The organism is Couchioplanes azureus (assembly GCF_014648355.1).
Lineage (GTDB): Bacteria > Actinomycetota > Actinomycetes > Mycobacteriales > Micromonosporaceae > Actinoplanes > Actinoplanes azureus.
The window spans coordinates 244,815-269,897 of the sequence record NZ_BMQY01000003.1 but is presented as its reverse complement, the minus strand read 5'-3'; the positions used below and the strand labels follow the sequence as shown (position 1 = coordinate 269,897).

The following is a 25,083-nucleotide window of genomic DNA, read 5'->3' as shown; positions in this document are numbered from 1 at the left end:
CCGTCGAGGTCGCCGACGACGGCGTGGGTATCCCCGCCGGCACGCCCACCGGGGTCGGCCTGGTGTCGCTGCGTGAGCGCGCCGCCGAGCTGGGCGGCGACTGCCGGATAGAGTGCCCGGACGGCGGCGGAACGGTGGTCACCGCCCGGCTGCCGCTGGGACCCGGCGCGGAGGTGGCTCATGGGTGACGCGATCAGGGTGCTCGTCGCCGACGACCACCCGATCTTCCGGGACGGGCTGGCGATGCTGCTCGCCTCGGTCGACGGCATCGAGGTGGCCGGCACGGCGGCGAACGGGCGGGAAGCGGTCGCCGAGGCCGTCCGCCTGCTGCCGGACGTGGTGGTGATGGACGTGCAGATGCCCGAGCTCAACGGCGTCGAGGCCACCCGCCAGCTGGCCACCCTCGCCCCGGACGTCGGCATCCTGGTCCTGACCATGTCCGAGGACGACGGCACGGTCTTCGCGGCCGTGCGCGCGGGCGCCCGCGGCTACCTGGTGAAGGGCGCGGAGCAGGAGGAGATCGTCCGCGCGATCACCACGGTCGCGTCCGGCGGCGCCGTCTTCGGTGCCACGCTCGCGGCCCGCATCGCGCAGTTCTTCGCCGCCGGTCCGCCGACGCCGTCGACCGCGTTCCCGCAGCTCACCGCCCGCGAACGGGAGATCTTGGACCTGCTGGCGGCGGGCCGCTCCAACGGCCAGATCGCCGCGGCGCTCTACCTGTCGCCGAAGACCGTCCGCAACAACGTCTCCACCGTCTTCGCCAAGTTGCAGGTGGCCGACCGCGCCGAGGCGATCGTCCGGGCCAGGGAGGCCGGTCTCGGCCGGTAGCCGGGCGTTTCCCGGCAACGTGGTGGCCCCTTTTTGTCGGACCCCGGGGCTAGCGTCTACAGGTGACCAGACAACCCTGAGGAGGGGCGAGATGGACAAGGTGGTCCACTTCGAGGTGCCGTTCGACGACGCCGAGCGCGCACACGGCTTCTACCGCGAGGCCTTCGGCTGGCAGCTGGCGACGATGCCGGAGATGTCCTACACGATGGTCACCACCACGCCGACCGACGACACCGGCCGGCCCGCCGAGGCGGGTGGCATCAACGGCGGCATGCTGGCCCGCCAGGGTCCGATCACTTCGCCGGTCATCACCATCGGCGTGGCGGATCTCGACGACAGCCTGGCCCGCATCGAGAAGCTGGGTGGCCGCGTGGAGATCGGCCGCCAGCCGGTCGGCGACATGGGCTTCTCGGCGTACGTCCGCGACACCGAGGGCAACCTGATCGGCCTCTGGCAGAACGCCTAGGGCCCGGCGCGCCAGACTCCGCAGCCGCCGGGGAAATTCCTCGCTCCTGTGGCCGGCGAGATGTCGAGAACGCGGCCCGGGGTCCGACCCACCGGCGCAACGGGCCCGCAGCCGCGGGCGACGACACCTGGGAGACGCGATGAAGTACATGCTGATGATGTTCGGCGACGGTGCCACCATGGCGGAGCAGCGCAGTCCCGAGTGGATCTCCGAGATGATCGCCTTCATGGGCGCCTTCAACGCCGAGCTGGAGAAGTCCGGCGAGCTGGTCCACGCCTACGGCCTGGCGGATCCCGCCACCGCGAAGACGGTGAGCCGCTCCGGCGCTCAGGTGGTGGTGACCGACGGCCCGTTCGCCGAGGCCAAGGAGTCGCTGGCCGGCTTCTGGATCTTCGACGTGGCGGACGAGGACCGCGCGATCGCCCTGGCCGGACAGGTCGTGGTCTGGGCCGAGCGGGTCGAGCTGCGCCAGGTGCCGGACGGCCCCTCCGGGGACGGCACGTGCGCCGAGCCCGCCGGGCAGAACCGGGGATGACCCGTCCGGGGCCGGCGGTCGAGGGCCTGCTGCGCGAGCTGGCGCCGCAGGTCCTCGGCATCCTCGTGCGCCGCTACGGCCAGTTCGACGCCGCCGAGGACGCCGTGCAGGAGGCCCTGCTCGCGGCCGCCCTGCGGTGGCCCGGCGCCGGGGTTCCGGACAGCCCCCGGTCGTGGCTCGTCACGGTCGCCGGTCGCAAGCTCGTGGACGAGTTCCGCAGCGACAGCGCCCGCCGGGCCCGCGAGGCGAACGCCGCGCTGATGGAGCCGGTCGAGCCCGGCGGCGTGCCGGACCAGGACGACACGCTCACCCTGCTGTTCCTCTGCTGCCATCCCGCGTTGTCGGCGCCGTCGCAGCTGGCCCTGACGCTGCGGGCCGTCGGGGGGCTCAGCACCGCCGAGATCGCCCGGGCGTTCCTGGTGCCGGAGGCCACCATGGCCCAGCGGATCAGCCGGGCCAAACAGAAGATCAAGAGCAGCGGTTCCGGCTTCGTCCCGCCGGCCCGCGGCGATCGCTCCGCCCGGCTGCAGGTCGTCCGGCAGGTGCTCTACCTGCTCTTCAACGAGGGGTACACGGCCAGCTCCGGGCCGGGGCTGCACCGCGCCGACCTGACGGCCGAGGCGATCCGGCTCACCCGGATGTTGCACCGGCTCTCCCCGGACGGCGAGACCGCCGGGCTGCTCGCGCTGATGGTGCTGACCGACGCCCGGCGGGCCGCGCGCACCGACGCGCACGGTGCGCTCGTGCCGCTCGACGCGCAGGACCGCTCGCTCTGGAGCCGCGAGCTGATCGACGAGGGCGTGGCGCTGGTCTCCGCGACGCTGGGGCGCGGGCCGCTCGGGCCCTATCAGCTGCAGGCGGCCATCGCCGCGGTGCACGACGAGGCGGCGGCCGCCGAGCTGACGGACTGGCCGCAGATCCTCGCCCTCTACGAGGTCCTCGAACGGGTGGCGCCCGGCCCGGTGGTCACGCTGAACAAGGCCGTCGCGGTGGCCCGGGCCCGCGGCCCGCTCGCCGGGCTCACCGTGCTCGCCGAGCTGGACGGCGACGAGCGGATGACGCACCACCACCGCCTCGAGGCGGTCCGCGCCCACCTGCTGGAGCTCGTCGGCGACGCGGCCGCCGCCCACGCCGCCTACCTGAAGGCCGCCAGGATGACCGCGAGCCTGCCCGAGCAGCGCTACCTCATGCTCCGCGCCGCCGAACTGGCCACCCACCCCTGACCCGGCGCGGCCGGCGGGGAGGAATGGGACGAGCGGCCCCCGAGACCCGGGCTCGGGCCGGCCCGGAGCGGGCGGCGCCCGCGGGCCGTCGGCCTGACGGCCGGGCCGCGAGATCCGTACCTGACCCGAACATCGCGGCGGCCGTTGCGCGGGCAGAATGGGTGCGTGAGCGATGCATCGTCCAAGGGGCTCGTGCTGGTCGTCGAGGACGAGCGTCCCATCGCCGACCTCGTGCGGATGTATCTGACCCGCGACGGCTTCGGCGTGCACGTCGAGCACGACGGCACCGCCGGGCTGGCCGCCGCGCGCCGGATCCGGCCGGTGGCGTGCATCCTCGACATCGCGCTGCCCGGCATGGAGGGCACCGACATCTGCCGCCGGCTGCGGGAGGACGGCGACTGGACGCCGGTCGTCTTCCTCACCGCCCGCGACGACGAGGTCGACCGGATTCTCGGCCTCGAGCTCGGCGGCGACGACTACCTCACCAAGCCGTTCAGCCCGCGGGAGCTGGTCGCGCGGGTGCGGGCGCTGCTGCGCCGGGCCGCCGGGCCGCCCGACGGGGGCCGGGTGCGCAGCCTCGGCCCGGTCTCGCTGGATCCCGCCCGCCGGCTGGTCACCGTGGACGGCGTGCCGCTGTCGCTCACCCCGACCGAGTTCGACCTGCTCGGCCACCTGCTGCACCGGCCCGGGCGGGTCTTCACCCGGGAGGAGCTGCTGGCCGGCGTCTGGGGGTACGCGTCGCACGCCGGCACCCGTACCGTCGATGTGCACGTCGCCCAGGTGCGCGCCAAGCTGGGGCCCGCCGCCGGGGTGATCCGCACCGTGCGGGGGGTCGGCTACACCGCCGATGCGTAGGTTCTTCGCCACCCTGGCCGGGCGGACCGTGCTGGTCACCGCCGCCACCGCGGTCGTCGCCGTGATCATCACCGCGATGGTGGCGCTGCCGATCGCGGCCCGTTCGGCCAACAACGCCGCCCGCAGCGAGCTGGTGGAGAAGTCCCGGCTGGCCGTGGAGCTGCTCAGCACCGAGAAGCCGGCCGCCCGGGTCCGCATCGTCAAGCGGCTGAACGAGGAGGGCGTCGAGGTCTTCCTGATCCGGCGCGGGGTCGTCGACCGGCCGGGGCTGCCCGCGCGGGTGGTCGAGCAGGTGGCCGCCGGTGCCGAGGTCAACACCCGCGGCGTGGTCGGCGGCCGTACCGTTCTGATCGCGGGGCGACCGCTGCGCGGCATCGACAGCGGCGTCGTGCTCACCCGTCCCGCCGAGTCGGGCACGGCCGCCCGTGTGCTGAGCGGGGTGTGGGTCGCGCTGCTCGCCGGCCTGCTCGGCGGGGTCGGCGCCGGGGCGCTGCTCGCCCACTTCACCGCGCGGCCGCTGCGGCAGGCGGCGCTGGCGGCCGGGCGCCTGTCGGCCGGTGACCGGTCGGTGCGGCTGGCGGTGCGGCCGCCGGCGGAGGCCGCGGAGCTCGCGGCCGCGCTCAACCAGCTCGGCGCGGCGTTGCAGATCAGCGAGGGCCGGGAGCGTGACTTCCTGCTCTCGGTCTCGCACGAGCTGCGTACGCCGCTCGCCACGATCCGCGGGTACGCCGAGGCCCTGGCGGACGGCGTCGTCGACGCCGAGGGCGCGCCCCGGGCGGGGGAGACCATGCTCGCCGAGGCGGACCGGCTCGACCGGCTCATCTCCGACCTGCTCGTGCTGTCCCGCCTGGAGGCCGCGGACCTGCCGGTGGACGTGGTCCGGGTCGACCTCGTCGACCTGGTCGGCTCGGCGGGGGAGGCGTGGGCGCCGCGTTGCGGCCCGGACGGGCCGCGGCTGTCGGTCGAGCTGCCCGAGGCGCCGATCGCGGTCGACACCGATCCGGGCCGGCTCCGGCAGGTGATCGACGGGCTGTGCGAGAACGCGCTCCGGGTGGTGCCGGCCGGGGCGCCGCTGGTGCTGGCGGTCCGGACGGGGGAGCGCGGCGGCGTCGTGGAGATCCGCGACGGCGGCCCGGGCTTCACCGACGACGACCTCGCGGTGGCCTTCCAGCGCGGCGCGCTGCAGCAGCGCTATCGGAACGTCCGCAAGACCGGCAGCGGCCTGGGGCTGGCCCTCGCGGCGCGGCTGGTGTCCCGCCTGGGCGGCACCATCGAGGCAGGTCACGCCCCCGAGGGTGGGGCGATGTTCACGGTGACGGTTCCTTACGCCGCTCGAACATGACGCTGATCGGGCTCGTGCACGCCGGTCGGAGGCTGAGCGCATGAGACGAACCCGAATCGCGCTGACCGTGACCACGCTGGGCCTCGCCGGCCTGCTTGCCCTGGCCGGGTGCGGCGGCTCCGGCGCGGGACCGTCCGCGGCGCCGGCCGTCGCCGCGGACCTCGCCGCCGCGGACGTCGCGGGGGAGGCGGACGCGCTGACCACCGTCGGTGTCGAGACCGGCCTCGAGGCCGGGCCGGCCGCCGCGGCGTCGGCGGGACCGAGGGAGCGCCGGCACGGCCTGCGCAAGCAGCTGCGCAAGAACACTTTGCACGGCGAGACCACGGTACGGGCGAAGGACGGCGTGCGGACGATCGTGGTCCAGCGCGGCACGATCACCGCCGTGGACGCCCGGACCATGAGCGTGCGATCCACCGACGGTTTCACCCAGACCTGGACCTTCGGCGACAAGGTCAGAGTCGTGCAGGACCGCAAGACCGTGGAGGTGGGCGCCCTCAGGACCGGCGCCGAGATCGGCGTGGCCGGGGCCAGGGACGGCGACCGGGCGATGGCCCGGCTGGTCGCGATCCGCTAGCCGCGCTGTGGGTCAGGGCCCGCACTCGGTGCCGTCGAGCGCGGGCCCTGCCCCGCCCCCTCCATAAAGATCGGTCACTGCAGGATCGCGCCCATCGGGGAGAGCAGCAGCTTGCCGAAGGCCTCGGTGGTGCGGTCCAGCCGGCCGCGCTCGCGGGCCACGGCCTGCAGGTCGTGGCGGACGGACCAGAGCCGCTGCGCATTGCGCCAGGCGACGTTGCGGGTGTATTCCACCAGCTCGCCCTGCCACAGGTCGTCGAGGTCGCCGTTCATCATGTCGATGAACAGCTGCCACTTCTCCAGGTAGCCGCGGCGCAGGCCGGGGATCTGCTCGGCGAAGATGTCGTTGATCTGCAGGTAGTCGTGGTGCTGGTCGCTGTCGTCCACCGGGTCGCCGCCCTGGTGGTCGAACGTGGTGACCAGGGCGAACGGCAGGTCGTAGTTGATGTGCGCGTTGACGCCGGCGGCGGCCGACGGCAGCGGGCGGGCGTCCGGGCCCGGGATCCGGTGGAACAGCACGGACCAGGCCTTCGGGCAGCCGGGACTCATGTCCGACCACTGCCGCAGCGCGTCGAAGTAGCGGGCGGCGAACTCGACGTCGAGGCGGGCGAGGAACGCGGGATCGGCGAAGCGGCCCGCGTACAGCCGCTCGAGCACGCACGTCGTGATCGTCAGGTAGAGCTTGTTGAAGTCGGCGAGCGGGTTGCTCACCAGCAGCGGCGGCACCCGCTCCAGTACGTCCTGGAGCTTGGTGAGCTGGTCGACCACGGCCGGGACGTCGTCCGGGTGACCGGACAGCACGTCGGCCATCTCCCGTCGCACGGGCCCCCAGACGGACGTCTCGGTGATCATGGATCCTCCACAGGACGGGCTTTCCGGCGGAGGTCCTCAGCACCGCCCGGAGCCTCCCGGCCGCCGGGCGGTGCTCCCCCGAACGACTGTGAGCCTTTCACCGCAGGACTACGCAGGGATCGGTAGAACGACGTATTCCGCGTACGTAGATAACGAAAAGGTCACGCCGCCCGGAGGTAGACCCGGCTGGCCTGCACCCGGGTGCGCACCTGGAGCTTGTCGAAGATGTGGCCGACGTGGACGCCGACCGTGCGCTCGCTGATGAACAGCGCCTGGCCGATCTCGCGGTTGGTCAGCCCCTCGGCGACCGCCGCCAGCACCTCCCGCTCGCGCTCGGTGAGCATGCTGAGGCCGTCGTCGCCGCGCGCGGGGGAGGGGTGCGCGGTCTCCTCCTCGCCGGTCAGCGCCACCCGGGCGCGGGCGGCCACCTGGGTGATCTCGGCCGCGAACGGCTTGGCGCCCATCGCGCGGGCGGTCTCGTACGCCTCCCGCAGCGCGGTCGTCGCGGCGGCCCGCTTGGTGCGCCGGGCGAACGACGCCTCCGCCTGCCGCAGCCGCGAGTAGGCGGCGGGATACGGCTGCTTGCGCCGGTCCCACGCCTGCACGGCCCGCGCCCACAGCGAGGGGTCGTTGCGCTGCTCGATCCGGCTGAGCTCGGCCGCGCACAGGTCGAGGTAGCCGTCGACGACCGCCCGCACCGGGGGCGCCGCGTTCCCGGCGCCGCGGGCCATCCGCTCGACCACCGCCTGCAGCCGGCGCACCACCGCCGGGTCGACCGGGACCTCGCCGCCGGCCTGCGCCTCCGCCTCGGCCCGCAGGCCGTGCCAGGCCAGCACGCCGAGCAGCACGAGGTCGTCGGAGCGGGTCTCGGTGAGCCCGCGCTGGACCGCCGCTCGGGCCTCGGCGTGCCGGCCCTGCCACATGGCCAGCCCGGCCCGCAGCGTCAGCATCGGCAGCACGTGCCGGGCGCCGCCACCGGCCAGGATCGTCGCGACGGCGTCCAGGTCCCGGTCGGCGCGGACGTCGCCGAAACCGACCCAGAGCCGGCACCGGGCGAGCAGGATCTCCACCGCGTCGGCGCCGGAGGGGCGGTGGCGCATCGCGTCGTCGAGGACCTGGCCGGCCTCCGCCCACTGGCCCACCCGGAACAGGCCGTTCGCCGCGATCGCCAGCAACCGCGTCTGGTAGGTGCGGCCCTGGCCCATCGCGGCGAGCCTTTCCGCGCCGCGACGGGCGACGAGCACACCTTCCTCGATGTTGTTCAGCGGGTTGGTCAGCAGCTCCGCCAGGTGCAGGTACGCGCAGCCGATGTCGTCCGGGTGCTTGGTGCGCTCGGCGATCTCCACCGCCTGGCGGATGACCGCGAGACCCGCGTCCGGATCCTCCCGGAATGCCAGGCTGAAGCCCAGCGCGGCGCTGGCCCGGACCAGGTCGGCGGTCGAACCGTCGGCGCGTTCGGCCAGCTCCAGGGCCTCTCGGGCGCGGTCACCGGCGTCGGCGTACCGGCCGAGGTGCACGAGCAGCTCGGCGAGGTTGGCGGCCGCGCTCGCCTTCTCGCTGGCGCTGCACTCCGGGGAGGCCAGGGCGCGCTCGTACTCGAACTCCGCGGTGGCGGTGCGCCCGGCGGCGGCGAGGTAGCGCGCCCGGCGCAGGTGGATCTCGCAGACGCCCGGCCCGTCCGGACGGGCGGCGAGCAGCTCCAGCGTGGTCAGCGCCCGCTGGTGCTCGCCGCAGCGGTGTGCGGCCTCGGCGGCGTGTGCGAGCAGGTCGGTGCGCTGCGGCGAGTCGTCGGGGGCCAGCTCCAGGGCCAGGGCCCAGTAGCGGTGCGCCTCGGCGTAGCCGTACAGCCGCTCGGCGGCGCGGGCGGCGGCCACGACCGAGGGCAGGGCGCGGGCCGGCTCGCCGGCCTGCTGCCAGTGGTGCGCCAGCCGCGCGTGGTCCGGCTCGCCCGGCATGGCCTCGATCGCCTCGGCGTAGCGCCGGTGCCGGGCGGCGTGCTCGGCCGGCAGGACCTCGTGCTCCAGCACCTCGGCGACCACCTGGTGGCGCAGCCGGTAGCCGTCCGCCGCGCTGGTCAGGAAGCGGTGTGCGACGGCGGCCCGGACCGCCTCGATGAGCTCGGCCTCGGGCAGCGGCAGCACCCGGGCCAGCAGGGAGTGCTCGACCGGCTCGACGCCGGCGGCGACCGCGTGCACGACGTCGTGCGCGTGCGGGGGCAGCTCGTCGACCCGGGACAGGAAGATCTCCCGCAAGGTGTCGGACAGCTCGACCCGTCCGTCGCGCAGGTCACGGGCGAGTTCCTCGGCGACGAACGGGTTGCCGCCGCTGCGCTTGAAGACCCGGTCGGCGTCCTCGGCCGCGACGTCGGTGCCGGCGATGGCCGCGACCAGCTCGGCGGTCGCGTCCTGGTCGAGCGGGGCCAGGTCGAGCACCCGGACGGAGCGCAGCCGCCGCAGCTCGGCGAGCACGCGGCGCAGCGGGTGCGCACCGTGCAGCGACTCGGAACGGACCGCGGCCAGCACGGACAGGTTGATGTCACCGAGGCCGGCGAGCAGATAGAGCAGCAGCTGGCGGGTGCTGCGGTCGGCCCACTGCAGGTCGTCGAGGACGAGCAGCAGCCGCCGCCCCCGGGCCAGCGAGCGCAGCTCGGCGGACACCCGTTCGAGCAGGGCGCCCGCGCCGTCCTGGGCGTCGACCGGGCCGGGACCGGGCTGGGCGCCGGCCTGGCGCAGCGCCTGGAGCACGGGGTGCAGCGGGGAGGCGTCCCCGATGTCCAGGCAGGCGCCGAGCAGCACCGCGGCGCCGGCGGCGCGCATCACGTCGGCGGTCTCGCGGAGCAGGCGGCTCTTGCCGACGCCGCTCTCACCGGTCACGAAGACCGCCGCGGTACCGCCCGGGCCCGCGGCGAGCAGGTCGGCCTGGATCGACGTCAGGATGTCGGAACGTCCGACAAGTGGCGCGTCATCCCCTTCGCTGGCCATGCGTGGCAGCCTAGTGGGAACGCCGCTATGACGTTCTCGTCGGTTCGGACTGTTCTGCGTCACAAAGAACCGACGACGCGGCCGCTGTCATAGATACGTCATTCTGCTGATCCGCTGTCCCGCCCCGTCCTGGCACCGTTCTCTGCGCCAACGCAGCTGAGGGGGGCGTAGGACATGAACAGATTGTCCGCCGGTGTCCGGTGCCGGCGACAGACGGTGACGGTGCTCTTCGTCGACATCGTGGGATTCACCAGCATGGTCGACGACCTGGACTGCGCCGATGTGCGGGATTTGCAAGTCGACTACTTCGGGCTCGTCTCGGCGGTGGTGCGGGCCGAGGGCGGGGTCGTGGAGAAGTTCATCGGCGACGCGGTCATGGCGGTCTTCGGCGCGGACGGCCCGCGGGCCGGCACGCCGGACGGGGTGCGCGACGCCGCCGCGGCGGCGGTCCGGGCCGGGCTGGGCATCCAGGAGGCGCTGCGGGGGCGCCTCCTGGCCGGCCGGTTCCCGGTCCGCACCCGGGTGGGCCTCGCCACCGGCGACGTGATCGTCGACCTGGACGCGGCCCGCGACGGCGGCTACGGGATGGTCAGCGGCAGCGTCGTCGCCACGGCGGCGCGGCTGCAGGCCTGCGCACCGCACGACACCGTGGTGGTCTGCGCGGCGACGCAGAGCGCCTCCGACGGCGCGGTCGCCTACCAGGAGCTGCCGCCGGTGTCGCTCGCGGGCAAGCCGGCTCCGGTGGAGCTGTGGCGCGCCCTGGACCCGCGGACCGTGCCGGCGCAGGCCCGCGCCCTGGAGCCCTGCTGCTGACAATCCTTCAGCGCGCTCGGGCAGCGCCGATAAAGGCATCGTGGGTGCCTCGCCTTCCGTACCGGTGGAGCCGGCCGCGGTGCAGTCGGAGCTCGGCGATGCCGCCGGGCTCCAAGTGCTGGGCGAGCTCGGCCGCGGCGCGCAGGCCGTCGTCTTCCGGGTCCGGCACGCGGGCACCGACTACGCGCTGAAGATGCTGCTCAAGGCCCCGGGCGCGGCGCGGCTGATCGCGCCCCAGCGGGGCAGGAGCCAGGAGGAGCCGACCCAGCAGTCGCTGCCGGAGGAACTGCGGGAGTTCCGCCGGCAGGCCGCCGTGCTGGCCGCCATCGACTGCCCCCACCTGCCCCGGGCGCACAAGGTCGGCGAGGTCGCCGGCCGGCCGTACGTGCTGCTGGACCTGGCCGAGGGCGAGCCCCTGACCCGGCGGTTGCTGCGCGGGCCGGTGCGGGAGCGGCACGCGGTCGCGATCGGCGCCGACATCGCGGCGGCGCTGAGCGCGGCGCACGAGCGCAACCTGGTGCACCGCGACATCAAGCCGGAGAACATCATCATCGGCGGCGAGGGCGTGGCCCACCTCGTCGACTTCGGGCTCGCCACGGCCGCCGCCGGCGAGGGGGTCGGGCCGGACGACGCGATCGCCGGGACGCTGACCTACTGCGCGCCCGAGCAGAGCGGCATGCTCAATCGGCCGGTCGACAACCGCTCCGACCTGTACGCCCTGGGCGCCGTGCTCTTCGAGTGCGTCACCGGCGCGCCGCCGTTCGCCGCGGACGACGTCGGCGAGCTGCTGCACCTGCACGCCACCGCCCCGGTGCCGGATCCCCGCGCGCTGGCCCCGGGCCTCGGCGCGACCTTCGCGGCGATCATCGTCCGGCTGCTCGCCAAGGACCCGGACGACCGCTACCAGAGCGCCGCCGGGCTGCTGGCCGACTTGCGCCGCCTCGCCGCCGACCCGGCCGGGACCTTCGCCCTCGGCGAGCACGACGGGCCGGTGGTCCCGTTCGAGCCGTCGCTGACCGGACGTGACGCCGAACTCGAGACGCTGCGTGAGCTCTGGGGCGAGGCGATGGCCGGCAGGGGCGGCGTCGTGACCCTCCAGGGGCCCACCGGGTCCGGCAAGACCCGGCTCGCCGCCGAGCTCGCCGCACTGGTGCGAGCCGCCGGTGGCGTGGTATTGCAGGGCAGCGCCTCGTCGAGCGACAGCCGGCCGATGGCGCCGCTGCGGGCCGCCGTCGACGCGTACGTCAGGGACCTGCTCAAGCGGCCCGGCGGGCGCGCAATCGCCGAGGCTACGCTGCGTGCCGCGGCCGGGCAGAGCGCCGGCCTGGTCACCAGCCTGTCGCCCGCGCTCGCGGACGCGCTCGGGGTGCCGCAGGTCTCCGGCGAGATCGGGCAGGGACGGCACGCGGCGGCGGTCGCCGACCTGCTCACCGGCCTGACCCGGGCGGCCGGGCCGGTGCTGCTGCACCTGGACGACGCCCAGTGGTTCGACGACGGCACCCTGCGGGTCCTGGAGCAGATCGCGGCCGGGATCTCCGGCGTACCGATGCTGATCCTGGCCAGCGGGCGGCCGGACGACGGCGGGGAAGCCCTGCTGCCGGTGCGGCCCGGCACCCCGGTGACCGAGATCTCGCTGCCCGCGCTGACCGTCGCGCAGGTCGCCGACCTGATCGGCGCCCTGTCCGGCGGCGTACGGCTGCCCGAGGAGGGCGCCACCGCCATCGCCCTGCTGACCGGCGGCAACCCGTTCACCACGCTCGTCTACGCCCGGGCCGTGCTGGACGCCGGCCTGCTGACCCCGAACTGGGGCACCTGGGAGGTCGACGCCGAGGGCGTGCGCGACCTCGCCCTCCCCGCGGACTCGGCCCAGCTCGTGCTGCGCCGCATGGGCGCCCTCGACGCCGAGAGCCGCCGGCTGCTCGGCATCGCCGCCGTGGTCGGCACGTCGTTCTCCGCCGGCATCGTCGCCGAGGCCGCCGGGCTGGACCTGCGCCGGGTCCTCGACGTCCTCACCGACGCGGGCCACCAGGGCCTGGTCGCGTACGGCGACGGCACCCACCGCTTCCTGCACGACAGCATCCGGGTCGCGCTGCTCGCCGGCCTCGACGAGGACGACGTCCGCGACCTGCACCAGCGGATCGCCGACGCCCTGGACAGCCGGCCCGACCCCGACGAGTACGCCCTCGCCCGGCACTGCGTGCTGGGCCGTCCCGAGCAGGCGTCCGACCGGATGCTGCGCGCCTGCATGGCCGCCGGCGCCCGCGCCCTGGCCGAGCACGCGCCGGACACCGCGCTGACCTACCTGGAGTACGCCCGCGACGCGGTGAAGACCGGCGACCTGGCGCTGGGCAGCGCCTTCAAGCAGCTGCTGGGCACGGCATACCACCAGAACGGCCGCTTCGACGAGGCGGTCGCGACGCTCGCCGAGGCCCTGGCGGAGGCTCCCGAGGGCGCCGAGCGCGCGCGCATCCACCTGATGCTCGCCCGGGTCTACGAGAGCAGCTGGAGCGGTGCGGCGCAGATGCGGGCCGTGGAGCAGGGACTGGCCGAGCTGGGCCGGCCGCTGCCGGCCAACCCGGTCCTGCGGGTGCTCACCGGCCTCTGGCTGTTCTTCGTCGGCTGCCTGACCCGGGTCACCCGGCTCGGCTACGGCACGGCCAAGGGCGAGCGCCGCGAGCTGCTGGCACTGGAGTCGACGCTGTACCACTACGGCGCCTCCGCCAGCGTCCGTACCCTGCGCCCGGCCCACTCGCTGTACTACGCGCTGCGGATGCCGTACCCGATGAACCGCCTGGGCCGCTCGCCCGAGCGGGCCCGCGACCTCGTCGCCCTCACCCTGCCGCTGCGCATGGCCGGCATGCAGCGGCTCTCGGACCGCATCACCGCGTCGTCGTCGCGGATCGCCGGCGACCTGGGCGATCCGACGCTGGCGGCCCGCATCGAGTGGATGAGCGCCATCGCGGTGCACGGCAGCGGCGAGGACTCCGGCGAACGGGTCCGGCAGGTGCTGGTCGAGCGCGAGCGGTTCCTCGACGCCGGGCTGATCCTGGACTGCTACGCCGTCCTCGGCTGGGACTGGCTGCTGCGCGGCGAGATCGCCGAGGCGGAGGAGGCCTGCGTCGGGCGCCAGCGCTGGCTGGACGCCGGCGGGCACGGCGACCGCAGCGCCGTCGTGGCCGTCGACGCGGGTCTGCTCGCCATGCGCGGCCGGGCCGGCGAGGCCCTGGCCCGGCTGAACCGGGCCGGCGACACCCGGGAGATCCACGAGGTCGTGGACATGATCGTGGCCCGGATGCTCGCCGCCCTCGAACGCGACGACCTGGGCAGCGCCTTCGACGACGCCGTCGCCGAGTTCGACGGGCTGGGGCTGCGCCCGTTCGACGTGCTGCCCGCGCAGCACTCGTACTACGTCTACCGCGCGTACGGCCGGCTCGAACAGGCGCGCCGCGCCGCGCCCGCCGAGCAGGAGCGGGCGATCGCCGCGGCCGAGGTGGCCGTCGCGATGCTCGGCCAGGTCACCAAGCGGCCCGTCGTCGCGGCGCACCACCGGGTGGCGCAGGCGGCGCTCGCCGTCCTGAAGCCCGGCCACGCCGGTCAGGCGCTGGACATCCTGGCGAAGGCCGAGAAGCTGCTGCGCACGGTCGACTCGCCGCTGACCTCGTTCGAGGCCGCGCTGGTGCGCGCCCGCGCGCTCACCGTCCTGGCCGTCTCCGGCGAGGCGGAGCTGCAGGCCCGCATGGCGGCCGGCATCGCCGAGGACCGCGGCTGGCCGCACCGGGCCCGCCGGGTCGCCGCGGAGTTCCGGCTCGACGCCGGCCGGCGCAACCGGGTGCCGGTCGTCGCCGCCCGGGGCCGCGCGGGACAGCGCTGGGCCGCCCTCGAGCAGCTCAGCAACGCCGCGTCGCGGGTCATCGACCCGGAGCGGCTCACCCGGGTCGCGCTGGACGAGACCGTACGCCTGCTCGGCGCCGAGCGCGCCCTGCTGTTCCTCGTCGACGCCGACAGCGGTGTGCTCGCGCCGTACGTCGGACGCGACGCCGGTGGCCAGGACCTCGCCGAGCTCGCCGGCTACAGCGGCACCGTGGTGGACAGGGTCCGGCACAGCCGCGAGCCGCTCGTGGTGACCGGCACCGAGGAGGGCGCCGCCATGGGCGCCGACAGCGTCGTGCAGTTCGGCCTGCGCAGCATCCTGGTCGCCCCGCTGGAGCTGGACGACCGCCTCCTCGGCGTGGTCTACCTGGACAGCCGGGTCGCCAAGGGCGTCTTCACCGTCGACGACGTGGACGTGCTCACCGCCGTCACCCACCACATCGCGGTCGGCCTGGAGACCGCCCGCGCGGCGCAGCTCGAGGTGGCCGTCGCCGCCGCCAACCGCCAGCGCGACCTGGCCGAGACCCTGCGCCGGGCGATGGCCCGGCTCAGCGGCACCCTCGACCCGGAGCTGGTGCTGCGCCGGCTGCTGCTGACCGCGCGGCAGACGCCGGGCGGCGAGCGCGGCTGGCTGCTGCTGGGCACCTCGGCGTCCGCCGAGATCACCGTGCTGGGCGACAAGGGCAGCCCGTTCACCGTGCGCCCGGCCGAGCACCCGGCGCTGCTCGCGCTGCTCGACAACCGCCAGGCCGACATGATCTCGGGTACGCCGGCCTGGGCGTCCGCGCTCGGCGACTACGCCGGGGCGAGCTGGCTGACGGTCACGCTGGACGACCGGGAGGGCGCGGTGGGCGTCCTCGTGCTGGCCTCCGAGCGGGCCAACGCGTACGCCGCCGCGGACCTCGGGGTCGCCGCCGCGCTGGTCGGCCAGGGCATGGTCGCGTACGACAACGCCCGGCTGTTCAGCCGGATCAACGAGCTGGCCACCACCGACAGCCTGACCGGGGTCGCGAACCGGCGGCGGTTCTTCGAGCTGGCCGAGAAGTCGCTGGGCGCCGCGCGGGCGGCCGGCAGCCCGGTCACCGCCCTGATGATCGACATCGACCACTTCAAGCGCATCAACGACACGTACGGGCACCAGACCGGCGACGACGTCATCCGCGCGGTCGTCACCCGGCTGCTGGCCTGCCTGCCGCCGGACGGTCTCGTGGCCCGGTACGGCGGCGAGGAGTTCGCCGTCCTGCTGCCCGGGATCCGCGAGGACGGCCCGGTGCTGGCGGAGAAGCTGCGCGCCGCGATCGACGGCACGCCGCTGGACACCCGTACCGGTCCGATCCCGGCGACGATCAGCGTGGGCCTGGCCCGGCTGCGGCCCACCGACGCCACCGCGGACGCGCTCCTCGGCCGGGCCGACGCGGGCCTCTACGCGGCCAAGCAGGCCGGCCGGAACCGTGTGATGGCTCACGACGAGTGACATTCGTCCCTTTGGTGCTCCTCTTCGAGGTGGCGTTCCGGGTCGGTCTCACCAAACTCGTCGCACCTCCCCGGTAGGCTCGCCGCGTCGTTGACGGCCCGCCACCGCTGGAGGAGTAGCACCTCGTGACTGCGCAACAGGAGATCCTCTACGGGGCCGACGACCTCACGCATCTCGAGGGTCTCGACGCGGTGCGCAAGCGTCCCGGCATGTACATCGGCTCGACCGACAGCCGGGGGGTCAACCACCTCGCCAACGAGATCATCGACAACGCCACCGACGAGGGCGTCGCCGGGCACGCCACGCAGGTCGAGGTCATCCTGCACGCCGACGGCTCGGTGCAGGTCGACGACGACGGCCGCGGCATCCCCACCGACATCAACGCGAAGTCGGGCCTGACCGGCGTCGAGCTGGTGCTCACCCGGCTGCACGCGGGCGGCAAGTTCGGCGGCTCGGGCTACAAGACCTCCGGCGGCCTGCACGGCGTCGGCGCCTCGGCCGTCAACGCGCTGTCCCTGCGCTTCGACGTGACGGTCCGGCGCGACGGCAAGGTCCACGAGATCTCGTTCCAGCGCGGCGTGCCCGGGGTCTTCGCCGGCGACGGCCCGGCGGCGAAGTTCCAGGCCGAGCCGGGCCTGCGGGTCGTGCGCAAGATGAAGCGCGGCGAGAGCTCCGGCACGTCGATCCGCTACTGGTACGACGCGCGTTACTTCGAGACCGGCGCCCGGCTCGACGTCGCCACCGTGCGGGCCAAGCTGCGCAACACGGCGTTCCTCGTGCCCGGCGTGGCGTACGTGCTGCGCGACTTCACCGGCGAGGAGCCCACCGAGGAGACCTTCCACTACCCGCAGGGCCTGGGCGACATGGTGGAGTTCCTCACGCCCTCGGGCGACAAGCCGGTCTCCGGCATCCTCATGGTCACCGGCGAGGGCACCTACAAGGAGAACGCCGCCGACGCCAACGGCGTGATGCAGTCCAACGTCGAGCGCCGCGCCCAGGTGGAGGTCGCGTTCCGCTGGGGGACCGGCTACGAGCGTACGGTCGAGTGCTTCACCAACACGATCCGCAACATGCACGGCGGCACCCACCGCAAGGGCTTCGAGCGCGCGCTGGTCCGCGCCCTGAGCGAGGCGGTCCGCAACGCGCGCGGCCTGCTCAAGCCCAAGGAGGACGCGCCCGTCCTGGACGACTATCTGGAGGGGCTCACCGCGGTCATCCACGTCCGGGTGCCCGAGCCGCAGTTCACCTCGCAGACCAAGGACGAGCTCTCCACCGCGGGCATCACCCGGGTGCTGCAGGGCTTGGTCGAGCAGCACCTCAAGCAGTGGATCGAGGACCGGCGCACCAAGAGCGAGGCGCGCACGGTCCTGCAGAAGGTGGTCGACGCCGCCCGGGTCCGGCTCACCCAGAAGCAGCAGAAGGACGCGGCCCGCCGCAAGACCGCCCTCGAGGGCGCCTCGATGCCGCCGAAGCTGGTCGACTGCCGATCCACCGGCATCGACCGCAGCGAGATCTACATCGTCGAGGGCGACAGCGCGCTCGGCACCGCCCGGATGGCCCGCAGCTCGGAGTACCAGGCGCTGCTGCCGATCCGCGGCAAGATCCTCAACGTGCAGAAGGCCAGCCTGCAGCAGGTCCTGGACAACGCCGAGTGCTCGGCCATCGTGCAGGTGCTCGGCGCCGGCTCCGGACGCACCTTCGAGCTGAGCACGATGCGCTACGGCCGCGTCATGATCATGGCGGACGCGGACGTCGACGGCTCGCACATCCGCACGCTGCTGATCACGCTCTTCGCCAAGTACATGCGCCCGGTGATCGAGAGCGGCCGGCTCTTCGCCGCCATGCCCCCGCTGCACAAGGTGGTCACCAAGGGCCGCAACCCCGAGACCATCTACACGTACACCCAGCAGGAGATGGAGACGACCGTCGCCCGGCTGGAGAAGGCGGGCAAGACCGTCGTCAAGCCGGTGCCCCGGTTCAAGGGCCTCGGCGAGATGGACGCCGACGAGCTGTGGGACACCACCATGAACCCCGCGACCCGCACGGTCCGGCGGATCACCCTCGACGACGCCGAGCGCGCCGAGGCCACGCTGGAGCTGCTGATGGGTGAGCGGGTCGAGCCGCGCAAGAACTGGCTGATCGAGGCCGCCGGCCGGATCGACCGGGAAACGATCGACGCCTGAGGAACGGGTCACAGACATGGCACGCCGCAAGAACGAGCAGTCCCGGGTGGACCTGTCGGCCTTCGACCAGGCCGGGGCCCGGGTGATCGACAACCCGATCACCACCGAGGTCGAGGACTCCTACCTGGAGTACGCGTACTCGGTCATCCACTCCCGCGCCCTCCCCGACGCGCGCGACGGGCTCAAGCCGGTGCACCGGCGCATCCTCTGGTCGATGCAGGAGCAGGGCTACCGGCCGGACCGGGCGTACGTGAAGTCGGCCCGCGTCGTCGGCGACGTCATGGGCAAGTACCACCCGCACGGCAACCTGGCCATCTACGACGCGATGGTCCGCCTCGCCCAGGACTTCTCGCTGAACGTCCCGCTGATCGACGGCCACGGCAACTTCGGCTCGCCCGACGACGGCCCGGCCGCCGAGCGCTACACCGAGTCCCGGATGTCGCGCGAGGCCATGCTGCTCGTCGGGGAGCTCGGCGAGGGCACCGTCGACTTCAAGCCCAACTACGACGGCTCCGAGCAGGAGCCCACGGTGCTGCCGGCGGCGTTCCCCAACCTGCTGGTCAACGGCACCTCGGGCATCGCGGTCGGCATGGCCACCAACATGATCCCGCACAACCTCGCCGAGGTCGTCGCGGCGGCGCGGCACCTCATCACCGAGCCGGACGCCGACCTCGACGCGCTCATGCGCTTCGTGCCCGGCCCCGACCTGCCCACCGGCGGGCAGCTGCTCGGGCTGGACGAGGTGCGCCGGGCGTACGAGACGGGCCGCGGCGTGGTGCGCATGCGGGCCCGCGCCACGACCGGCCCGCTGGAGGGCGGCCGCGGCCGGCAGGCCATCACGGTGGTCGAGCTGCCCTACGGCGTCGGCACCGAGAAGATCATCGAGGCGATCACCGACGAGGTGAAGGGCAAGCTCATCACCTCCGGCCCCCGCAAGGGCCAGCGGCAGGCGGCCCGTCTGCAGGGCATCGCCGACGTCAAGGACCTCACCGACCGCGAGCACGGCACCCGCCTCGTCATCGAGTGCAAGGTCGGCGTCAACCCGCAGGCGCTGCTCGCCGACCTCTACCGGCTCACCCCGCTGGAGACCTCGTTCGGCATCAACAACCTCGTGCTGGTCGACGGCCAGCCGCAGACCCTGGGGCTGAAGGCGCTGCTGGAGGTGTTCCTGGCGCACCGCTACGAGGTGGTGACGCGGCGTACGACGCACCGCCGGACGAAGCGGCAGGACCGGCTGCACCTCGTCGACGGCCTGCTCATCGCCCTCATCGACATCGACCGGGTGGTGGCGATCATCCGCGGCAGCGACGACGCCGCCGCGGCCAAGGCGAGCCTGATGAGCGAGTTCGGGCTCACCGAGATCCAGGCCAACTACATCCTGGACACGCCGCTGCGCCGGCTCACCCGCTTCGACCGCATCGAGCTGGAGGCCGAGCAGCAGCGGCTCAATGCCGAGATCGCCGAGCTGTCCCGGATCCTCGACGACACCGGCGTGCTCCGCCAGGTGGTCTCCGACGAGCTCGCCGAGGTGGCGGCCGAGTTCGGGGCGCCGCGGCGCACCACGCTCATCGACGGCGACCTCAAGGAGGTGCTGGCGGCCTCCGTCCCGGCGGGGCCGCTGGAGGTCGCCGACGACCCGTGCCAGGTGATCCTCTCGGCCACCGGGCTCATCGCCCGCACCGCGGCGGAGAGCGAGGAGGCCACCGAGGCCCGGCGCCGCAGCGGCCGGGTCAAGCACGACGCCGTCCGCTCCGTCGTCCACTCCACCGCGCGCGGCCGCGTCCTGCTCGTGACCAGCGCGGGCCGCGCCTTCAAGACCGACGTGCTGCCGTTGCCGGTGCTGCCCGAGCAGTCCGGCACGGTCTCGCTGCGCGGCGGCATGTCGGCCTCGGAGCTGATCCCGCTGGAGAAGGGCGAGCGCGTCGTCGGCCTGGCCCCGCTCCTGCCCGGCAAGTCCCCGGGGCTGGCGATCGGCACCCGCCAGGGCGTGGTGAAGGTGTGCGCGCCGGAGTGGCCGGTCCGCTCCGACGAGTTCGAGGTCATCACCCTCAAGGAGGGCGACGAGGTCGTCCAGGCCACCTGGCTGACCGACGGCGCGGAGTCCCTCGTCTTCGTCACGTCCGACGCGTCCCTGCTGCGCTTCCCGGCCAAGCTGGTCCGCCCGCAGGGCCTCAAGGGCGGCGGCATGGCGGGCATCAACCTCTCCGAGGACGCCGAGGTGCTGTCGTTCAACGCCGTCGACACCCGGGACGAGCAGCACGGCGAGCCGATGGTCGTGACCTCGACCGGCACCCAGGTGAAGGTGACCCCCTTCGCCGCGTACCCGGCGAAGGGCCGGGCCACCGGCGGCGTCCGGGCCCAGCGCTTCCTCAAGGGCGAGTCCCGCCTGGCGGTCGCCTGGGTGGGCCCCCGCCCGGTCGGCGCGAGCGCGACGGGCGACCCGGTGGACCTGCCGGAACAGGACTCCCGGCGCGACGGCTCCGGCGAGGCGGTCCTGATGGGCCCGCAGATCATCGGCCACCTGATCGAGCGCGGCTGATCGTGGGCCGCACACCGTGGGGCCCTCCCTCCGCTCTCGGGTGTGCGGCTGACCTTGGCCCCATATGCCGGGGCCATCCCTCCGGCCTCGGGCCCCCGGTGTCAAGAAAGGGCATCCAGTGATCTCACCGACCGCCGCCGTCCGCATCGCCCGACCGAGCCGCGACCTCGCCGCCGCCGAACGCTTCTATGTGGAGGGACTGGGGCTGGACCTGCTCTACCGGGCCACGGCCGAGGCCGCCGGCGAGCACGACCTCGTCATGCTGGGCTGGCGGCAGGCGTCCTGGCACCTGGAACTGGTCGCCGGCCCGGAGGTCCCGGAGCCCGCACCGACGCCGGAAGATTTGCTCGTGCTCTACCTGGGCGCGCCGGTCGACGAGCAGCTCGTCGCCCGGATCGAGCAGGCCGGTGGCAAACGCGTGTCACAGAGCGAGTATTGGGATCGCTGGGGTGTCACCGTGGCGGATCCCGACGGCTACCGCCTCGTCCTGTCGACCCGAAGCTGGTCCAACGACGGGTAGACGCGTCCGGGCCCGTCTGCTCCGCGAGGCCGGTGTCCTCCGCCGGGCCCGTGTCCTCCGCGGGGTGCGTCTCTTCCGCGGGGTCCGTGTCCTCCGCGGGGTCCGTGTCCTCCGCAGGTCCGTCTCCTCCGCGGGGTCCGTCTCCTCGACCGCGTCCGTCTCCTCTGCCGGGTCGGCCACGTCCGCCGGGCCGGTCATCTCCGCGGGGTTGGTATCTCCCGAGGCGGCTGATCATGTCTGGCCGGGGTTGGCGTGACCGGGTGCGGCTGGTCGTCTCCCGCCGCTTGACGTCGATCGCGGTTCACCAGATCGGGCGCATCCGGCCCGGGACGGCCAGCCTCGACAGGTCCTGACGCAGGGCCGCCAGGCGCTCGGGGCCCAGCGCCGCGGCCCAGGGCCGAAGTATCTCGGCGGCGGCCTCGTCGGCCGCCCGCGTGCAGGCCCGCCCCTTCTCGGTCAGCACCACCAGCCGCGCCCGGGCGTCGTCCGGGTGCGGCCGGCGCTCCACATAGCCCTTCTTCGCCAGTTCCTCGACCATCTGGCTGGCCGCCTGCTTGCTGACGTCGAGATGCTCCGCCAGCTGCACCGTTGTCGCGCCCTGCCCGGACAGGCGGGCGAAGGCGAAGCCGTGCGCGGGGCGCAGATCCGTGAAGCCGCGGGCGCGCACGCCGGCGTCGATGCCGTCCACCAGCGCCCGGGCCGCGCTCAGCAGCAACACCGGCAGATCGAGTAGGCCGCTTTCCATCAGACCAGTTTGACAGACACGTCAACTTGCTTGACCATATAGTCAACCTACTTGACCAACTGAGGAGTGACCATGGCTGTGATCCGTGAACAGGACGCCGTCGAGCACCGGATGCACGGTGCAACCTTCCACTCGTACGTCGCCCCGTCGCGCGGAAGCCGCGAGCTGAGCGCCTGGCGGCTCGAGATCGCCCACGGAACCATCGGGATGCCGCACCGGGTCAGCCGGGAGGAGGTCCTCTTCCTGCTCTCCGGCGAGGTCACCACGACCATCGACGGCGAAACGGCAACCGTGCGGGCCGGGGAGGCCGCATTCGTGCCCGCCGGCGCGCAGTTCGCCATCGACAACACGTCCGGCCAGCCCGCCACCGCCTGGGTGACCACGAGCGCCGGACTGCGCGCGACGCTCGCCGACGGCACCGAGCTCAGCCCGCCGTGGGCGGCCTGACCGGGATCCGACATCGCTGGAGAACCGCGCCCTCCCGCTCCCGCGCCGCTCACCTGGCGCTCTCCGCGCCGCCCGAGCTCGCCTGCGCCGCCCGCTGCCGCCCCTGCCCCACGCCGCCCACTGCCGCTCCTGCCCTACGCCGCCCGCTGCCGCCGCTGCCCTACGCCGCCCGCTGCCGCTCCTGCCCTACGCCGCCCGAGCTGGGCCGCGTTACCCGCATGAAGAACCACGACGGTGCGACGACGGGACGACGGCGGGACGACGGCGGGACGACGAACGCGGCCCGCGGCGGTGCACGGCCAGCGGTGTGCCAGCAGTGGCGGCGTTTCGGCGGGCGGCGCGGTGTCCATGGCGTTACGGCCAGCGGTGTGCCAGCAGTGGCGGCGTTTCGGCGGGCGGCGCGGTGTCCATGGCGTTACGGCCAGCGGTGTGCCAGCAGTGGCGGCGTTTCGGCGGGCGGCGCGGTGTCCACGGCGTTACGGCCAGCGGCGTGCCAGCAGTGGCGGCGTTTCGGCAGGCGGCGCGGTGTCCACGGCGTTACGGCCAGCGGAGCGCCAGCAGCGGCGGTGTTACGCCGAGCGGGGGCGGCGTCGGCGGCCTTCGGTGAGCGGCGGCGTCGACGGCGGGCCGTGCGGTGACGACCTGCCCGCGCCTGCCGCCGCGTGCGCCCCGGTATCCGCTTTGTCGGTGACGCTCTACTACGGACGGTCAGGGCCTACTTCGACGGCTCGGGGATGTCGCAGGTGATCTTCGGGTTGACCCCGAGCCAGTTCAGCGGCCCGGCCACCACCGTCACCATGACCGTGCCGGCCTCGGCGCAACTGGTGTCGCCGGTGTCCTTGAAGTAACCACGCTCGAACGCCGCGACGGCGCCGAGCACCAGCCATATGACGACGATGATTCCGCCGATAGATCCTGCGCGCATCGGGGGCTCCTCAGCGAGGTGGGGGGACTGGTCCGCGACATACCCCGAACCCGGCGATCTCTAAACGGCCGTGCCCCGGCCTGGACCAGTAGGCCGCGGGGCGCCGCGGGCACGGTGCGCGTCGCGGTCGTCGGTCGCGGCGGAGAAGGGCGATGGCGGATGGCGGATCGCGGATGGCGGACGGCGGATCGCGATGGTGGATGGCCGATGGCCGATGGCGGATGGCGGATCGCGGATGGCGGATGGCGGATGGCGGATCGCGATGGCGGATGGCGGATCGCGATGGTGGATGGCCGATGGCCGATGGCGGATGGCGAATGGCGGATCGCGGATGGCGGATTGCGGATCGCGCATTGCGGATCGCGGGCCGTTCACCGCCTGGCTTCCGCCCGGCGCGGGGCGCATCATTACCTCGGCACGGACGGATCGAAGGCGGTGCGGGTGTGGAGACGAGGCGTACGACGGTGCGGGACGTGCGCCGCGCCAACCGGGCCAGCCTGCTCACCGATCTCTTCCACGGCGGGCGCCAGAGCCGGCAGCAGCTCGGGGACACCACGGCGCTGAGCCAGGCCAGCGTCAGCAACCTCATCGGCGAGATGATCGACGAGGGTCTGGTCGAGGAGGCCGGCCTGGTCGGTTCGGACGGCGGCCGTCCGCGGTCGCTGCTGCGGGTCGCGCCCGATTTCGGGTACGTCGCGGGCGCCGACGTCACCGAGACACGCGTGCTGGTCGAGCTGTACGACCTCGCGATGTCCCGGCTGGCCGTGGCGCAGTATGCCCTGCCCGGACGAACGCCCGACCCGTGCCTCGCCGCCGAGAAGCTGCTCGAGGGCCTGGACGCGGTGATGGCGGAGGCCGGCGTCACCCGGCCCGAGGTGCTGGGTCTCGGCGTGGGCGTCGCGGGCGTGGTGGACCAGTCCGGCGATGCGCCGGTGGTGCACTCGCAGCCGACCGGCTGGAACGCCGTGCCGCTGGGGGCGATGCTGCGCGACGGCACCGACGTGGCGATCCACGTCGAGAACGGCGCGCAGGCGGTCGGCCAGGCCGAGATGTGGTTCGGCGCCGGGCGGGGGGCGGGACAGGTGGTCGTCGTCCTGGTCGGCGACGGTGTCGGCGCGGCGGTCGTGCGGGACGGGCGTGGTCACCGCGGGGCGCACAGCGACGCCGGGGAGTGGGGGCACACCACCCTCGTGTACGACGGCGAACCGTGCCGCTGCGGCGCGCGGGGCTGCCTGGAGGCTTACCTCGGCGCCGACCGGGTCGCCGCCCGCCTCGCCGGGGCGACGGGCCTGGAGGCCGGGTCCGACCTGCTGACCCGGGTGCTCGCCGACGAGCCGCTCACCGATGCGGCGGCGCAGGCTCTCCGCCAGACCGTCGGCTATCTCGGCGCGGGCATCGGCGGGCTGATCAACCTCTTCTCGCCCGAGCGGATCGTGCTGGGCGGCCGCGCGGGCCTGGCGCTGGGCGAGCGCTTCCTCACCGAGATCCGTGAGGCCGCCGCCCGCCACGCGTTGCGGCATCCCTATTCGCGGACCCGTATCGACCTGTGCCAGCTCGGGCCGGACGCGGTCGCGATGGGCGCGGCCACCCTGCCGATCGCCCGGCTGCTCGCCGACGGCGGGCTCCCGGCGGCGACCGGCCCGGCACCGCTGTCCCGCGCCGCCCACCGCCGCGCCCTGGCCCGCGACCGCACCTGACGCCCCGCGCGGCCCAAACGCAAACGCTCGCGAACAAGCGCCGCGCCCGCACAGAGCGCCGCGCCCGCACAGAGCGCCGCGGCCGCAGCCAACGCCGCGCCCGCACAGAGCGCCGCGGCCGCAGCCAACGCCGCGCCGGCATGCATGGTGCGCTCGGCGTGAAGGGGTGGCGCGGGCCAGCAAGGCAGCGTCCGGCCGGTGGGCATGGCGCCCGG

General features: G+C 74.1%; 19 protein-coding genes. 15 read left to right on the top strand and 4 right to left on the bottom strand.

The window, feature by feature from the left end; genetic code table 11:
- The 8 genes from IEY99_RS12520 to IEY99_RS12485 form a co-directional block, all read left to right on the top strand.
- Positions 1 to 188: ATP-binding protein (locus IEY99_RS12520; RefSeq protein ID WP_189202659.1), on the top strand; the 188-nt coding region annotated here is incomplete at its 5' end.
- Positions 181 to 828 carry a response regulator gene (locus IEY99_RS12515; protein ID WP_189202658.1) on the top strand — a complete coding sequence of 216 codons (648 nt, stop codon included), beginning with the start codon at positions 181 to 183 and terminating at the stop codon, positions 826 to 828. The genes IEY99_RS12520 and IEY99_RS12515, both read left to right, overlap by 8 nt.
- Positions 829 to 919: 91 nt before the next feature.
- The gene (locus tag IEY99_RS12510) at positions 920 to 1,294 is read left to right on the top strand and encodes a VOC family protein (RefSeq protein WP_189202656.1); all 375 of its coding nucleotides are present in this window, start codon (positions 920 to 922) and stop codon (positions 1,292 to 1,294) included.
- Positions 1,295 to 1,433: 139 nt separating this feature from the next.
- Positions 1,434 to 1,829, top strand: a complete 396-nt coding sequence (locus IEY99_RS12505; RefSeq protein WP_189202654.1) for a YciI family protein — start codon at positions 1,434 to 1,436, stop codon at positions 1,827 to 1,829.
- The gene (locus IEY99_RS12500; RefSeq protein WP_189202652.1) at positions 1,826 to 3,052 is read left to right on the top strand and encodes an RNA polymerase sigma factor; all 1,227 of its coding nucleotides are present in this window, start codon (positions 1,826 to 1,828) and stop codon (positions 3,050 to 3,052) included. The genes IEY99_RS12505 and IEY99_RS12500 overlap by 4 nt, the downstream gene beginning before the upstream one ends.
- A gap of 165 nt (positions 3,053 to 3,217) precedes the next feature.
- Positions 3,218 to 3,907 carry a response regulator transcription factor gene (locus IEY99_RS12495; protein ID WP_189202650.1) on the top strand — a complete coding sequence of 230 codons (690 nt, stop codon included), beginning with the start codon at positions 3,218 to 3,220 and terminating at the stop codon, positions 3,905 to 3,907.
- Positions 3,900 to 5,249, top strand: coding sequence for a sensor histidine kinase (locus tag IEY99_RS12490; RefSeq protein WP_189202648.1), 1,350 nt, complete (start codon positions 3,900 to 3,902; stop codon positions 5,247 to 5,249). Before IEY99_RS12495 ends, IEY99_RS12490 begins: the two co-directional genes overlap by 8 nt.
- Before the next feature lie 40 nt (positions 5,250 to 5,289).
- Entirely contained in the window at positions 5,290 to 5,823 is a 534-nt protein-coding gene (locus IEY99_RS12485) for a hypothetical protein (protein ID WP_189202646.1), read from the top strand.
- A gap of 74 nt (positions 5,824 to 5,897) precedes the next feature.
- On the opposite strand, the gene IEY99_RS12480 is transcribed toward IEY99_RS12485, so the two are convergent.
- Together IEY99_RS12480 and IEY99_RS12475 are read right to left on the bottom strand one after the other, a co-directional pair.
- Positions 5,898 to 6,674 (bottom strand): DUF5995 family protein, encoded by a 777-nt coding sequence (locus tag IEY99_RS12480; RefSeq protein WP_189202644.1) that lies wholly within the window; start codon positions 6,672 to 6,674, stop codon positions 5,898 to 5,900.
- A 161-nt stretch (positions 6,675 to 6,835) separates the two neighbouring features.
- Positions 6,836 to 9,655: a helix-turn-helix transcriptional regulator gene (locus tag IEY99_RS12475; RefSeq protein ID WP_189202642.1), complete on the bottom strand. Its 2,820-nt coding sequence runs from the start codon at positions 9,653 to 9,655 to the stop codon at positions 6,836 to 6,838.
- A 174-nt stretch (positions 9,656 to 9,829) separates the two neighbouring features.
- Here IEY99_RS12475 and IEY99_RS12470 point away from each other — a divergent pair, with 174 nt between their 5' ends.
- The 5 genes from IEY99_RS12470 to IEY99_RS12450 all read left to right on the top strand — a co-directional run bounded on the left by IEY99_RS12470 (position 9,830) and on the right by IEY99_RS12450 (position 21,054).
- Positions 9,830 to 10,468 carry an adenylate/guanylate cyclase domain-containing protein gene (locus IEY99_RS12470; RefSeq protein ID WP_189202640.1) on the top strand — a complete coding sequence of 213 codons (639 nt, stop codon included), beginning with the start codon at positions 9,830 to 9,832 and terminating at the stop codon, positions 10,466 to 10,468.
- A 40-nt stretch (positions 10,469 to 10,508) separates the two neighbouring features.
- Positions 10,509 to 15,812, top strand: coding sequence for a diguanylate cyclase (locus IEY99_RS12465; RefSeq protein WP_189202638.1), 5,304 nt, complete (start codon positions 10,509 to 10,511; stop codon positions 15,810 to 15,812).
- Between the two features lie 125 nt (positions 15,813 to 15,937).
- The gene (locus IEY99_RS12460) at positions 15,938 to 17,995 is read left to right on the top strand and encodes a DNA gyrase/topoisomerase IV subunit B (protein ID WP_189202637.1); all 2,058 of its coding nucleotides are present in this window, start codon (positions 15,938 to 15,940) and stop codon (positions 17,993 to 17,995) included.
- Positions 17,996 to 18,011: 16 nt separating this feature from the next.
- On the top strand, positions 18,012 to 20,534 hold the full coding sequence (locus IEY99_RS12455; protein ID WP_189202635.1) for a DNA gyrase/topoisomerase IV subunit A: 2,523 nt from the start codon (positions 18,012 to 18,014) through the stop codon (positions 20,532 to 20,534).
- A 118-nt stretch (positions 20,535 to 20,652) separates the two neighbouring features.
- Positions 20,653 to 21,054, top strand: coding sequence for a VOC family protein (locus IEY99_RS12450; RefSeq protein ID WP_229798559.1), 402 nt, complete (start codon positions 20,653 to 20,655; stop codon positions 21,052 to 21,054).
- 301 nt (positions 21,055 to 21,355) lie between these two features.
- Here the strand turns inward: IEY99_RS12450 and IEY99_RS12445 are convergent, their stop codons facing one another.
- On the bottom strand, positions 21,356 to 21,799 hold the full coding sequence (locus IEY99_RS12445) for a MarR family winged helix-turn-helix transcriptional regulator (RefSeq protein ID WP_189202631.1): 444 nt from the start codon (positions 21,797 to 21,799) through the stop codon (positions 21,356 to 21,358).
- Between the two features lie 72 nt (positions 21,800 to 21,871).
- Here IEY99_RS12445 and IEY99_RS12440 point away from each other — a divergent pair, with 72 nt between their 5' ends.
- Positions 21,872 to 22,246 (top strand): cupin domain-containing protein, encoded by a 375-nt coding sequence (locus IEY99_RS12440; RefSeq protein ID WP_189202629.1) that lies wholly within the window; start codon positions 21,872 to 21,874, stop codon positions 22,244 to 22,246.
- A 715-nt stretch (positions 22,247 to 22,961) separates the two neighbouring features.
- Here the strand turns inward: IEY99_RS12440 and IEY99_RS12435 are convergent.
- Positions 22,962 to 23,171: a hypothetical protein gene (locus IEY99_RS12435; RefSeq protein WP_189202627.1), complete on the bottom strand. Its 210-nt coding sequence runs from the start codon at positions 23,169 to 23,171 to the stop codon at positions 22,962 to 22,964.
- A gap of 443 nt (positions 23,172 to 23,614) precedes the next feature.
- Here IEY99_RS12435 and IEY99_RS12430 point away from each other — a divergent pair, with 443 nt between their 5' ends.
- Positions 23,615 to 24,868, top strand: a complete 1,254-nt coding sequence (locus IEY99_RS12430; RefSeq protein WP_189202625.1) for an ROK family protein — start codon at positions 23,615 to 23,617, stop codon at positions 24,866 to 24,868.
- Positions 24,869 to 25,083: the final 215 nt, after the last annotated feature.